Consider the following 12,622-nt stretch of genomic DNA (forward strand, 5'->3'; position numbering starts at 1 on the left):
TACCCGGGCGCGCTCCCGGGCCGCCGACAACAGCACACGATCGAGAGGCACCCCCCATGGCGACTGCACCGGCTCACGACCAGCGACGTCTGCTCGACCTGCAGGCGCTGGACACCCGCCTCGACCAGATCGCGCACCAGCGTGCGAAGCACCCCACCCTCGCGCGCCTCGTCGAGCTCGACAGCCAGCTCGCCGACCTGACGACGACCCTCGTCGCGTCCCGCACCGCCGCGAGCGACCTGCGCCGCGAGCTCGCCAAGGCCGAGACAGACGTCGAGCAGGTGCGCGCCCGTGCCGAGCGCGACCAGGCGCGCCTCGACTCGGGTGCCGTCGGTGCGAAGGATGCGCAGGCGCTCGTCTCCGAGCTCGAGTCCCTCGCGAAGCGACAGGGTGACCTCGAAGAGGTCGAGCTCGACGTCATGGAGCGCCTCGAGGCGCACGAGACGGCCCTCGCCGAGATCGAGGCCGCGCACGCGAAGCTCGTCGCCGCGAAGACCGAGGTCGAGGCGGAGCGCGACGCCGCGTTCGTCGAGCTCGACCGGCTCCGCGGCGCGGTCGCGGACGAGCGTGCCAAGACCGTCGTCGGGATCGACGACGGCCTCGTCACGATCTACGAGCGGCTGCGCGGACGCCTCGGCGGCGTCGCCGTCGCGGCGCTCCGCCACGGACGGTCCGAGGCGTCGGGCATGCCGATCAGCCCTGCCGAGCTCTCGCGGATCAAGGCGCTCAGCGAGGACGAGATCGTCTACTGCGAGGACACGGGCCGCATCCTCGTGCGCGGCAATGACGCGTTCTGAGGTCTCGCCGAGCTAGTCAGTGACGACGAGCTCGAGCGTGCTGTGCTTCGTGCCCGGCACGAGCGAGACGTCGTGGAGCCGGGCACCGACCATCTCGCCTGCGGCGTCGAGCAGCTCGGCCGCCGTACGCGGAGGGTCGGCGGGGCGGCGCAGCAGGTGCCCGGTGAGCAGGCCACGCGTGTGCTTCGCGTGGTGCGAGACGACCGTCCGCTTGCCCGCCAGCTCGCGCAGCACCTTGACCTGCACGTGCTCCGCGCCCGCGGGCACGCGCCACGCAGCGGCATAGCTCGACGACCGGCAGTCGACGACGACATCGCCCTCGACGCGCGCGTCGAGCACCGCGAGCTCGGGACGCCAGAACCGTGCGAGCGGGCCGATTCCCGGCAGGTCCACCGACATCGACAGCCGGTAGGCCGGCACGTGGTCCGTCGGCCGGACGAGACCCCACAACGCTGAGAACGTCAGGACGTCGTCGAGACGGGCGCGCGCCACGTCGTCATCACCGTCGAGCACGGCGGCGAGGTCCGCCGCCGCATACAGGACGCCCGTGTAGACCCGCGCCCCCGGTGCTGCCGGAGCCGTCGTCAGCGCCGTGTTGCGCGCGACCTCGTCCGCGAGGCTGGCCCCGACGCCGAGCACCTCGAGAGCGTCGACCTGAGCCGACGTCGCCGCGAGCGCGTCGAGCACCTTGCGCCGTGCCGGAGCAAGCTCCGCGTGGACGAGGCCGTGCAGGTCGACGGGCCTGCCGGAAGACGGGGCGGTCTTGCCCTCGGACGGGGGAAGCAGGATCAGCACGCGCCCACCCTAGCCGCCGCCGTCGCGCCGGCCCGGGCGCTGGACGCCCACCGTGACCGACGTCGCACCCGTGTCGGACGCAGCCCCGTGCGACGGTACGATTGCCAGGCGGATGAGTCGGTCGGGCGGCCGCGTTGCACCTCTGGTGCACCGAGGAACGTCCGGGCTCCGTAGAGCAAGGTGGTGGGTAACGCCCACCCGGGGTGACCCGCGGGAAAGTGCCACAGAGAGCAGACCGCCCGTCCTCGGACGGGTAAGGGTGAAACGGTGGTGTAAGAGACCACCAGCGCGGCGGGCGACCGTCGCGGCTAGGTAAACCCCACCTGGAGCAAGACCAGACAGGGTGCGTTCGAGGGCTGCTCGCCCGAGCACCCGGGTAGGTCGCTGGAGGCGTGCGGCAACGTACGTCGTAGATGGATGGCCGCCCATCGGAGCGAGGCAACTCGCCCGTGGACAGAACCCGGCGTACAGACCGACTCATCCGCACTCTGTGCCGGCCGCGAGACACGATCCCGTAGTCCCACTGACCGATGGGTGCCTCAGCGTAGTGCGCGCGGTACTTGGCCTACCTCCGCAGTCGCATCCTTGACCGGGCAGGCCAGCTGTCTGCAAAATCCACCGCCCTCGCCGTGGAGATCGCCTGGATCTGCAGGAGGTCCTTCACCGCGGCGATCGCGGCCGGCAGGTCAGCGGGGAGAGCGGACCCGAGCTCGATCGTCGCGCGCGGCACCTCACCCGCGGGCAGGACACCGCCGACTTGGGCGAGACGCATCGCAAACCGCAGTAGGAGGGGGTACTTCTCGTCGCGGACGGTGCGCATCTCCCGCAGGAGGTTCTTCGCGGGGGCGAACCCGAGCTCGAGCGCGTACCCGGAGGGGACGTCGTTCGGATGGACGCGGCCGAGGAGTGCTTGGGCGAGGCGGGCGTTGACGGCGAGACGGTCGAGGAGTGTGTCGACGTGCCCGGTGAGGGCGGTGAGGTTCTTCGACGTGTCCATGAACGCGGCGGTGGCGTTCTCGGGGAGGCCGATCGCACCGCCGACGGGTGTGTTCTCCGGTGTGCCGGCGCCCGAGTAGACCATGTTCGGGTTGGCGCTCTGCGACGCCGCAGCCAGGTCGGTGTCGGTGTTGGCGAGGTCGTCGAGGATATGCGCGATGCGCAGCAGCAGGGACCTGCCGAACGTCCTGGTGGTGGAGGGGTCGTTGGGGACGTGCACGACGGGGATGAAGTCGATCCCGAGGTTCACCCAGCCATCCGCCAGGCCTTCGGATGGGGTGGTGATGGGGCGGGTGCCGGCCTTGCGGGCGAGGTCGGGCGAGTACACGTCGACGTCGGATAGGAGGTCCGCGGTGTCGTAGTCGACGACTCGGTACAGGCACACCCAGTCCGCCGTCCCGCCGTACGGGGGCGTCCACGGCTTTTCGGTCTTGCGCAGCTGCCACGTGTGGGGGCGGATCCACGTCGTACCGGTCTCGTCCTTCCATTCCCAGGCGAGGTGGACGGTGGCGGGGTATTCGTCGTATTCCCAGCCTGCGACGCGGGCACGGTTCTCGGTGTCGGGGAAGTAGAAGCCCGGGTCGAACACGCGCAGGCGGGGGCGATGCTTGGTGGGGGACCAGCCGAGGACGTACACGCCATCCCCGTCGCCGATCGAGTGCTCTTCGCCTTCGAGGAGCTTCTGCGTGAGCCGCTCCGCGTCAGCCCAGTCGGTGAGCCAGTCGACGAACGCGTCAGGGGCGGTGTCGTCGAGGGTGACGGTCTGCTCATCGCCGAGGAGGAGGGCGCGGGCGGTGTCGATGAGGAGGGATGGGTCGCCGTGTTCGCGGACGTTCTTGCCGCCTGCGTCGGAGTCGTCGCCTGCCTGCCAGACGCTTTCGGGGAGGTGGAAGCGGCGGGTGTTGGTGCGGTAGGCGCCGAGGACTCCGTATGCGGCGAGGCGTCGTCGGTCGGTCTGGTCGATCCACGTCTTGCCGGGGAGGGCTTCGTGGCCGCGGAGTTCGGGGATGTGCGCGAGGGGCGCGTACTGGTCGTTCAGGTAGGGCTGCACCGGGTGGCCTCCATCGCGTGATGCTGAGTCTCAGGAGTATTGGTTGCGGCATGTCACTCAAGTGAGCGCCCAAGGAAGTCGAAACAGGGGCATGGGGAAGGGAGCGCAGAGGCGCCGCGCGGAGGATGTCGACGCCCTGTTGGAGCACCTCAGGTGGGCATGGGGCTTGGAGGTAGAGCGTGGATCGCGCGCTCGAGAGCTGGGGCTAGGAGTATTGGCCACGAACGGCCTCCTCCTGGCGCTACTGATCGAGGACGACGGATCGTTCGGGGTTTCTGGGCTCGATTGGATCCCGGCCTTCTGGCACTTCTTCTCGCTTGCGCTGGCCGTGTGGGCATTACTGCCTCGGCGGGCGAACCACCTCAACTACGACAACTACATTGACGCGTGGCGCGACCTAGAGCGGGACATGGAGGCGACCGCCGCGATCAAGGAATGCCTCCTGAGCGAGCTCCTCCTCGGGCCAACTCGGGACCATGCGCCGCTCGTGCAGCAACGGACCCGCAACACCGCGACCCTCGACCTGGTCAGCATCTCGGTGGCATGCCTCGGAGCCGCCATTGTCTCGCTTGCCGTTGTTACCTGGATCTCCTAGGAGGGGCCTTGTCGAAAAGTACAGGCGGCGGAAAGTCCAACGGCAAGAAGCCTGCCGAGAAGCCAAAGCCACCCTCGAAGTTCCCCTGGCGGCCCACCAATCTCAGGGAAGGCTCGAAGGGCACGGAGACGCGAAAGCGGGACTAGCGTCCGCGCATACCCCCCCACCGCCCACTTCCGGCCTTCCGCGCGGGGTTGACCTTGGTGTGATGCGGCTGGAACAACACCGTCAGCCCGTGCACGAGCGCGTCCACACGGTCCGGCGACGCACCCTCACCCGTCCACGTGAGCATCTGATCCTCGAGCTTCGACAGGCGGTCCGTGCCGTCGGCGGCGTGCTTCACGTGCCCCGTCTCGTACAGGGCGGCGATCGCTTCGGCGCGCGTGCGCTTGGACTGGACGGCGTGCACGCGCTGGATGCGCGGCATCAGCCTGCGCGTGTTCCTGCGTTCGGTGACGACGCGCCAGGCGGCGTTGAGCACCTCGAGGACCATCTCCCCACCCTGGTTGTCCTCGACGACGATGTCGGTGGCGTTCCAGTCGAGGACGGCGTCCCAGGCGGCGCAGCCCCACTCGACAGGGGAGCCGCGGAGGGTGCGGTCGTCGAGGACCCAGCCGCGGCGTTGCGAGTCCATGCCCGTGACGACGATGCCCGTCATGTCCGATGTCTTCTTGGAGGTGGCGGCGGGGTCGACGGCGACGACGATGCGCTGCAGGTCGTGATGGATCTCGCCGGTCTTGCCGCGGTTGGACTCGATCCACGGGGACTTCCAGACGGCGCCTTCGGCGGGGGTGGGGCGCTGCTGGTACAGGGCAGCCCACGTGCGAGTGGGGGCGTTGCGCTTGATCGCCTCCCACTGCTCGCGGGTGCGCCCTCGGGCGGACAACATGAACTCACCCGCCTCGCGGCCGAGCTGGTCCGTGGCGGGGTCGTCGCACTGTGCGGGGATGGATACGACGTCCCAGCGTGGCCCGTCTTCCGATGAGAGGAGGCGGCCGGCGAGGTCATCCTCGTGCCACCTGGTGAGGATGAGGATGACGGGCGCGCTGGGTGCGAGGCGGGTGGAGGCGGTGTCGGTCCACCAGTCCCAGACCTTCTCGCGGAAGGTGGGGGAGTCGGCCTGTTCGCGGTCCTTCACGGGGTCGTCGATGAGGAGGAGGTCGACGGGGCGTCCGGTCATGGCTCCGCCGACGCCAGCGGTGAAGACGCCGCCGTCGTGCTGGTCGAGCTGCCACTCGTGCTGCGCGGACAGGTCCGGACGGACTGAGAGGTTCAGGTCGCGGGCGTGCTGGGTGATGTCGTCGCGGATGGCGCGACCCCACCTGCGGGCGATGTTCGCTTCGTACGAGGCGACAGCGATGCGCAGGTCAGGGTTCTGGGTGAGGGCCCAGAGGGGGAAGCGGCGGGAGGCGCGTTGGCTCTTGCCTTCCTGCGGGGGCATGGAGATGACGAGTCGTGAGTCAGGGGTGTTGAACGCGCGGACGAGTGCGGCGTCGATGACGTCGAGCGCGGGGGTTTGCCGGGTCTTGGGGTCGAGGAATGCCGCGAGGTCGCCGGGGGTGTCCCAGCGAGGTGGTGGTGCGGGCTCGAACAGGCGTGCGGCATGCTCCGCCCAGGAAGCGATCACCGGTAGTCTCCCACCATGACCACCGCGGACGAGATTAGGGCAATCGCAAGCGCGCTGGGGGGGATCGCGACCTTCGCGGTGATCCTCCAAGGGTCCTTCGATGGCTTGTCGCAACGGAAACTGCTCGAGAAGGACCTAGCTATAGCGAGATCTCTCCCTCGTAAGTCGTCGATGCGCAAAAAACTCCTCGGCAGTATCGAGGGTCGCATCGATGCCCTTGTCGATCCTGACGTTGATCGGAGCACCCGGCAAGCCAAGTTGGCTGTGATCACGCTGGGCGTGGGGTACGTTGTGCTGCTTTGGGTGGCGGAGGACGGATCTCTCTGCCTGGCTGGGCTTGCCTCAGTGGGGGTAGTTCTACCGGCAGTTGGACTGTGGCTGAGCATGAGACGTCGAAGCAAGGCGCTAGGGGTCATCCATGCCCGCCACTCAGGAGCCGAAGTCTCCGAGGCACGACTTCGCCGACGCGCTCCTGCTGTGCCGCCGTCAGCTGCAGATCACCCAGGATCGCCTTGATGACCGCGGCCACCTGCTCACCCTGAGCCTCAGCCAGACGCACGCGACGCTCCTCCACGCCAGCACGCAACGCCGCCGTGCACACGGCGACAAGGTGCTTGCGCTCCCGCTCGTACAGGTCGTACCAGACCGACGTCGACGCCGTCTCCACCGTCTCCTCGATCGGGCCGTCAGCGGAGTCCGTCTGCTTCCACTTCGTCTTGCCCCACACGAGCTCGTCGCGCTCCACCTCGCGCACACGGTCGCGCAGCCAGTCCACATGCCCGGCCGTCCAGCGAACCTCCTCGAGCAGCGCCTCCGACGGCGACACGTCCCGAGACAGGCCGAGCGTAGTCACGGCCTTCTCAGCCTCGCGAGCCGCCTTCGCCTCCTCCACACGACGAGCAGCCGCAGCCTTCGCCTTCCGCGACCCCGACCCATGCACACGACACGTCGACGCACCCTCAATCGCATACCGCGCACACTGCACACCCGTGCTCTTCGCCTTCGCCGTGCACCGCTGCGCCATGCTCGGGTCCCTTCATGAGGTTCTGTGACACGGAATGGCCTTCATGGGGATTCCGTGTCACAGAATGCGGAACTCCCCCCCCGACCCCGTGGTGTGGGGTTGGGGGGAGTGTCCGGTGTGGGGTGTCAGTCGGTGATCTCGATGGTGGTGCGTCCTCGCGAGTCGACGTCGATCTCGTGGCCTGCGGCGTAGAGCGTGATCTCGGTCTTGGGTCTGGAGTTGGCGATCCGCTCGTCTTCATGGTTGATCTGGGTGATGCGGCCGGTGATGGAGGTGCCGTCGGGGTGAGTGACGGTGGTCAGCTTCCCCAGATGCGCAGCGTTGAGGTCTGAGAGGTTGATCGTTGCCATGGCGGTTCCCCTGTCTGTCGGTGCCCGTCGTTGGGCGTGACGCCAACGTAGCGGGAGAGGCGCTGTCACGGCACCTACTGCTTCGGGTGGCTACGGCGACGATGCAGGGACCAGGGGATGGGCGCGGCGAGGGTCAGGCGTGAGGCTCGCCTGCCGCTAGTGTCGCCGCATGGTCTCCGCTCTCGCAGCATCGCTCGTGATCTTCGGTACTGGTGCGCAAGCGGCTCTCGCGTTGCGCGCGTTGACTACCGCGAGCTGGATGAGTGACGCGCTCGCCGTAGACGAACTGCGGTCGGAGGTTCCGTGGTGGCGTCCGCTTCGATGGATCCGGCACCGTCGTCTGGTGAAGGAGATCGTTGCGACGAGCCCACGGGAGCGTGGTGCGTGGAAGCGCACGCAGTGGGAGTTGCGGGCCTGGGCTTCGCTGCTTATGGGCGCTGGCTTCGCCTTGTGGGATGCGGTGTTCGGGTAGTCACCCGGCGAAGCGGATGGGGACGAGCAGGTACCGGTATGCGTTGACGAGGTCGCCGTCTGCGGTGACGCCGGTGAAGACGACGGGCTTGTTCGGGTGGGTGAAGCCGAGCTCGACGGTGGCGGTGTCGAGGGCGGTGAGGCCGTCGATGAGGAACGTCGGGTTGAACGCGACGGCGATCGGGGCGCCAACGAGGGTGGCGGGGAATTCTTCGGTGGCGGTGGCGTCGTCTCCGGTGCCTGCGGTGAGCGTGAGGGTGTTCGTGTCGAAGGTGAGACGGACGGGGGTGTTGCGTTCAGCGACGAGGGCGACGCGCTTGACCGCCGCGGTGAGGTCGGCGACGTTCACCCGAGCGGTGATCGGCGTGTCGTCGGGGAAGAGACGGCGGACGGGCGGGTAGTCGCCGTCGACCTGCAGGGACGTAAGGGTGCGGGCGCCGGTGGTGAACGCGGCGAGCTGGTCAGAGGTGGCGAACCCGACAGGGCCTGCGGTCGTCTTGGTGACTTCGGTGAGGGTGCGGGCGCGCAGCAGCCATTCACCGTCGAGGTCACCGTCGTGTGCGAGCTCGCGCAGGGCGAGCCTGTACCGGTCGGTGGCGAGGAGCGTGACCTTGCCGGGGGTGGCTTCGACCTTGATGCACGTGAGGAGGGGCAGGGTGTCGTCGCGGGATGCTGCGACGGCGACCTGGGAGACGGCGTGGGCGAGGGAGTGACCGTCGAGGGTGACGGTGCTCGCGGGCGCGGCCGGGAGGGCGGGGTAACCGTCGTGCGGCATGGTCAGGAGGCGGAAGCGGGATGCGCCGCAGCGGATCGAGAGGCCGCCGTCGACCTCGAGGGTGACAGGCTTGCCCGGGAGCGCTTTGACGATGTCGGCGAGGAGCCGCCCGGAGACGAGCGCCGTGCCCGGGGTGGTGACGTTGGCGGTCACGGTCGTCGTGGTGGACGTCTCGTAGTCGTACGCGGACAGGGTCAGCGTGGAGCCGTCGGCGGTCAGGAGGATGCCTGCGAGGACCGGGGCTGCGGGGCGGGCCGGGATGGTGCGGGCGGTCCAGGTGACAGCGTCGGCGAGGACGTCGGAGGGGATGGTGAGCTTCACGGGATTCGCTTTCGGTTGAGGGCGTACCAGGTCAGGCCTGTGGTGAGGATGAGGGGCCACGTCCACGCGAGGGCGGTGGCGAGGAGGGCGGCGCGTAGGTCGGTGGGGCGGTGCTCGAGGTGGGCGAGTCTGGCGGCGCAGAGCATCGCTGCGGCCCACATGAGGGTGACGAGCGCGTAGAACATCACGACGGCGGTCACGGCAGGCCCGCGCGCTGCGACTCGGCCTGCCGGCACTGGAACTCGTGCACGATGCTGGCGGTGCGGGTCTCGAAGCTGACGTGGCAGACCGGGCAGTGCGAGTCGCGTTCGCGGCATCGTGTGCAGCCGACGGGGCAGCCTCCGCTGACGGGTGGGAAGTCGCAGTGCGTGCACAGGCCGGTGCGGGTCTTGCGCGCACCGCAGATGCAGTGGCTCATCGGGGCTCCTCGAGGGTGATCTGACGGCGTTCGCAGTCCTCGGCGATGAGGCGGCGAACGTAGGTGGAGGCGGATGCTTGTCCGCGTGCGAGGTCGACCATGCGACGTCCGTCTTCGGTGAGGCGGACGTTGAGGAACGTGGTGTGGGGTTGGGCGCCCTCGGGGGTTCGTGCCACCCGGCGATGGTCGGGGAGGGGGTGTCATTCCGTGTCACGGAATCGGATTCCGTGTCACGTTATTGGTGGGCCATGTCGACGATCCGTGAGTAGTGCATCTGGTGCGCGAGGTGGATGGTCCCGCCGGGCCCGTTGCGCTGCTTGCCGACGACGAAGTCCACCTCGCCGGCACGGGCGTGCTCGGGGTCGACGGCGTCTGGGCGGTGCAGGAGGATGACCGTGTCCGCGTCCTGCTCGAGCCCGCCAGCCTCGCGAAGGTCCGCGATCGTCGGCGCCTTGTCGACGGCGCGGCCCTTCTCTGGTCGGGCGAGCTGCGCTGCCGTGACCACGGTGAGGTTCTCCGCCTGCGCGAGGCGCTTGAGGCCCTTCGTGTACTCCTCAATGGCGAGGCGGCGGTTCTCAGCCTTGGGGACCTGGGCGATCTGGACGTAGTCGAGTAGCAGCAGGTCCGGCCGATGCTTCTTCACGGACGCGCGAAGGTCGGCGAGGGTGGACTGTCCGTCATCAACGATGTGCAGGCGTGCTCCTCGCAGGCGCAGGCCGGCTTCGGTGATGCGATGCCAGTCGTCGTCGCGCAAGTCGCGGGAGATCATCCGGTCCATCGTGACGCGGGCCTCGGCTGCGAGGAGGCGCTTCATTAGCTCGACCGCGGACATCTCGAGGGAGTGCAGGACCACGGTCTTGTCCTGGTGGATGGCTGCGTGGCGTGCTAGGTCCACGAGGGTGACGGACTTTCCGATGCGTGGTCGGGCGCCGACGATGACGAGCTGGCCGGGCTGCATCGGGTGCAGGAGTCGCGCGGCGTCGGCGTAGGGCCATGCGATCCCGGGTGCGACTTCTTCGGGGTCGAGGTCGTCGAGAACGGCGGCGAGGAGGTCTTCTGCGAGGGTCGTGGTTTGGGTGCCGGTTGGTCGGTGTGAGGCTTCGATCTCGGCGAGGGCGATACCGACCAGGTCGCCGACGTTGCCTTCACCGGACTCGGCGATCTGGGCGATGCGCGTGCCTGCGGTCGTGAGGCGTCGGCGGGCGGCGTTCTCGACGACGATCCGCGCGTACGACGTCGCGGCGGCCGGGTTGCTGCCCTCGGTGATGAGCTCGGCGATGGATGGCAGGCCGCCGACGGAAGCGAGGGTGCCGCGGGTCTTGAGGTGGTCGACCACGGTCACCGCGTCGATCGCGGTGCCTGCTTCGTCGAGGTCGCGGATGGCCGCCCAGATGGTCTCGTGTGCGGGGAGGTAGAAGTCGTCTGGCTGGACGGCGCGGAGGGCTTCTGGTCGGGGTTGGTTGAGCGCCGCTCCGATGAGGGCGCGTTCGGGTGCCGGGGCTGGCACGTGGGGGGCTCTCGCACGGTCGGCATCGTGTTATCACGGGTGTGAAGGGGGCAAAGAGTAGTCCTCGGCGTCTTGCTGCCGAGGGCTACTCTGAACCCAATGACTCTCAGTCGTAGTAGTGCGCTGTCTTCCTGATGTGCTCCGCGTGCGCGTAGATCTCGTCGAGCGAGTCGATCGGGTGCCGCGTCTCCACCTTCGCCTCGTCGAACAGGCCGAGGTACTTCTGCGACGTGTTGAAGTGCAGGCGAGCGAGCGGCTTGCGGTTGTTGTCGTCGAGCAGGATGCCCATGTAGCTCTTGGTGTCGCGGTGCACGATACGGGCCGGCGGGACCTCACTGCATGCGATGGCGCGGATGATCTGGAACCCTTCGAGTTCCTCGATGGTCGTTGTTATGCCCCGGTCGTCCCTGGCGTCCTCGGCGTCAACGGCCTGTTCTGCGGCAGCAGTGCCGGTCATGGGAGCGGTCGTGGTGTCCGGGTAGCGCTGCCCGCCGAGCGCGGCCTTGATGCGGTCGTTGACCTGGTCTGCGAGGAACTGGTTCATCGCCTTCGGGACGAGGGTGGAGAACTGTTCACGGACCTTCTGCGTGTAGGAGCCGTCGTAGACGCGGGCAGTGAGGGCCTTGACCCATTCGGCGTCCGGATCACGGAACTGCCCCGCCAAGACCCGCTTGAGTGCTCCGATGTACTTGAGTTCCTCGGCAGCGTTGACGACGGAGTCGAGGTCGAACGAGTCCTTGGTGAGCTTCTGGACCTCCGGGATGAGGGTCTCGTCAAGGTCTGACAGATCGAGCTGGAGGAACGGCTTGTCGTCCATGCGATTCGGCCGGTCGAGGTCGGTGAAGAAGTGGAACTGCTCGCCGTTGGTGAGGATTGCGATGCGGGCGTTAGTGGTCGCGAAGTAGCGGAAGAGCTGCGAGGCGTGGTTGATGCCGAGTGGGCTACCGACAGTCTTCGCTTCGATCAGGATCTGGACTTCGCCGTCCTTGACGATGGCGTAGTCGATCTTCTCGCCTTTCTTCGTGCCCACGTCCGCGGTGAACTCCGGGACGACTTCTTGGGGGTTGAAGACGTCGTAGCCGAGGACGAGGGAGATGAACGGCATGATGAACGCGTTCTTGGTCGCCTCCTCTGTCTGGATGGAGGGCTTCTGCTGCTCGATCTTGGCTGCGAGTGACGCGAGCCGGTCCGCGATGTCCACTGTATCCCCTTGATTGTTGGTCCCTGTGTTGCGGTGAGCCTATCGGCGTCGTGGCGCGATTCAAGGCATCTGGGCCGACGTCATGTCGGAAGCCAACATAAGGCTCCGGGACCGCCGAGCGGGTGCGCCCTGCGTGACAGCAACTCTCAGGGTTGGGAGGCTCGACCTCGTCGAGCGCACGGGCGCTCCACAAGCAGGAGGCATGGTGCGATACGACGTCGAGTTCGGGGTAGGTGGGATAAGCGTGTGGGGGGAGGCCATCCCGAACTGGATTAGCGCCGTTGGAGGCCTCATCGCGACGCTCGTCGCGCTAGTCGCGTTCTTCCAGGGAAGATCCACAGGGACGGGCTGGAGGAGGTGAAGAGTGTCGAGAACGCCCGCGCCAACACTGGCGTCGGCCAGGGCGGCGTGAGGGGCTCCCGGAGGGTAGAGCTGCGCGAGGACGGCAGCCTCCGGCGCGCCGGGTCAATTGGCGGCCGGTGACTGAAAAGCACGGTCGGATGCTCCTGAACCTATCGACAGACAATACCGCGAACGTGCTGAGTTTCAGTAGTAGCAAGCAGGGGGGCGGTGAATGCGCAGGTGGCGATGCCGGTAGCCATAAGACCGCTCGAAGGGTTGCCGTTTCACGTCCCGTTCAGCCTCCCCGGGCGCTCGCTTGCGAGCATCGACATCGAGTGGATGGAAGGGGAGG

General features: G+C 68.0%; 14 protein-coding genes and 1 other RNA gene. 5 read left to right on the forward strand and 10 right to left on the reverse strand.

The window, feature by feature from the left end; genetic code table 11:
- The first annotated feature begins 56 nt into the window (after window positions 1-56).
- Window positions 57-797 (forward strand): zinc ribbon domain-containing protein, encoded by a 741-nt coding sequence (locus tag HF995_RS07525; protein ID WP_168447199.1) that lies wholly within the window; start codon window positions 57-59, stop codon window positions 795-797.
- A 12-nt stretch (window positions 798-809) separates the two neighbouring features.
- Here the strand turns inward: HF995_RS07525 and HF995_RS07530 are convergent, their stop codons facing one another.
- On the reverse strand, window positions 810-1,592 hold the full coding sequence (locus HF995_RS07530) for a YaaA family protein (RefSeq protein WP_168447200.1): 783 nt from the start codon (window positions 1,590-1,592) through the stop codon (window positions 810-812).
- A 113-nt stretch (window positions 1,593-1,705) separates the two neighbouring features.
- On the opposite strand from HF995_RS07530, the gene rnpB reads away from it, so the two are divergent.
- Window positions 1,706-2,076: RNase P RNA component class A (gene rnpB, locus HF995_RS07535), an RNA gene on the forward strand.
- Between the two features lie 81 nt (window positions 2,077-2,157).
- On the opposite strand, the gene HF995_RS07540 is transcribed toward rnpB, so the two are convergent.
- Window positions 2,158-3,639, reverse strand: a complete 1,482-nt coding sequence (locus tag HF995_RS07540; protein ID WP_168447201.1) for a hypothetical protein — start codon at window positions 3,637-3,639, stop codon at window positions 2,158-2,160.
- Between the two features lie 214 nt (window positions 3,640-3,853).
- On the opposite strand from HF995_RS07540, the gene HF995_RS07545 reads away from it, so the two are divergent.
- Entirely contained in the window at window positions 3,854-4,234 is a 381-nt protein-coding gene (locus HF995_RS07545) for a hypothetical protein (RefSeq protein ID WP_168447202.1), read from the forward strand.
- A 142-nt stretch (window positions 4,235-4,376) separates the two neighbouring features.
- On the opposite strand, the gene HF995_RS07550 is transcribed toward HF995_RS07545, so the two are convergent.
- The 3 genes from HF995_RS07550 to HF995_RS07560 form a co-directional block, all read right to left on the reverse strand.
- Window positions 4,377-5,861 (reverse strand): phage terminase large subunit family protein, encoded by a 1,485-nt coding sequence (locus HF995_RS07550; RefSeq protein ID WP_168447203.1) that lies wholly within the window; start codon window positions 5,859-5,861, stop codon window positions 4,377-4,379.
- 412 nt (window positions 5,862-6,273) lie between these two features.
- Window positions 6,274-6,714, reverse strand: a complete 441-nt coding sequence (locus tag HF995_RS07555; RefSeq protein ID WP_286189399.1) for a hypothetical protein — start codon at window positions 6,712-6,714, stop codon at window positions 6,274-6,276.
- 296 nt (window positions 6,715-7,010) lie between these two features.
- Window positions 7,011-7,235: a hypothetical protein gene (locus HF995_RS07560; protein ID WP_168447205.1), complete on the reverse strand. Its 225-nt coding sequence runs from the start codon at window positions 7,233-7,235 to the stop codon at window positions 7,011-7,013.
- A 169-nt stretch (window positions 7,236-7,404) separates the two neighbouring features.
- Between HF995_RS07560 and HF995_RS07565 the strand changes: the two genes are divergently transcribed.
- On the forward strand, window positions 7,405-7,707 hold the full coding sequence (locus HF995_RS07565; RefSeq protein WP_168447206.1) for a hypothetical protein: 303 nt from the start codon (window positions 7,405-7,407) through the stop codon (window positions 7,705-7,707).
- Here the strand turns inward: HF995_RS07565 and dnaN are convergent, their stop codons facing one another.
- The 5 genes from dnaN to HF995_RS07590 all read right to left on the reverse strand — a co-directional run bounded on the left by dnaN (window position 7,708) and on the right by HF995_RS07590 (window position 11,928).
- The gene (dnaN, locus tag HF995_RS07570) at window positions 7,708-8,802 is read right to left on the reverse strand and encodes a DNA polymerase III subunit beta (RefSeq protein WP_168447207.1); all 1,095 of its coding nucleotides are present in this window, start codon (window positions 8,800-8,802) and stop codon (window positions 7,708-7,710) included.
- Window positions 8,799-9,002, reverse strand: coding sequence for a hypothetical protein (locus HF995_RS07575; RefSeq protein ID WP_168447208.1), 204 nt, complete (start codon window positions 9,000-9,002; stop codon window positions 8,799-8,801). Before HF995_RS07575 ends, dnaN begins: the two co-directional genes overlap by 4 nt.
- Window positions 8,999-9,220: a hypothetical protein gene (locus tag HF995_RS07580; RefSeq protein WP_168447209.1), complete on the reverse strand. Its 222-nt coding sequence runs from the start codon at window positions 9,218-9,220 to the stop codon at window positions 8,999-9,001. Before HF995_RS07580 ends, HF995_RS07575 begins: the two co-directional genes overlap by 4 nt.
- Before the next feature lie 235 nt (window positions 9,221-9,455).
- On the reverse strand, window positions 9,456-10,727 hold the full coding sequence (locus tag HF995_RS07585) for a replicative DNA helicase (protein WP_168447210.1): 1,272 nt from the start codon (window positions 10,725-10,727) through the stop codon (window positions 9,456-9,458).
- Window positions 10,728-10,833: 106 nt separating this feature from the next.
- The gene (locus tag HF995_RS07590; protein WP_168447211.1) at window positions 10,834-11,928 is read right to left on the reverse strand and encodes a type I restriction endonuclease; all 1,095 of its coding nucleotides are present in this window, start codon (window positions 11,926-11,928) and stop codon (window positions 10,834-10,836) included.
- An 82-nt stretch (window positions 11,929-12,010) separates the two neighbouring features.
- Here HF995_RS07590 and HF995_RS07595 point away from each other — a divergent pair, with 82 nt between their 5' ends.
- On the forward strand, window positions 12,011-12,289 hold the full coding sequence (locus HF995_RS07595) for a hypothetical protein (RefSeq protein ID WP_168447212.1): 279 nt from the start codon (window positions 12,011-12,013) through the stop codon (window positions 12,287-12,289).
- Window positions 12,290-12,622: the final 333 nt, after the last annotated feature.

The organism is Sanguibacter hominis ATCC BAA-789, from assembly GCF_012396185.1.
Classification (GTDB): Bacteria; Actinomycetota; Actinomycetes; order Actinomycetales; family Cellulomonadaceae; genus Flavimobilis; species Flavimobilis hominis.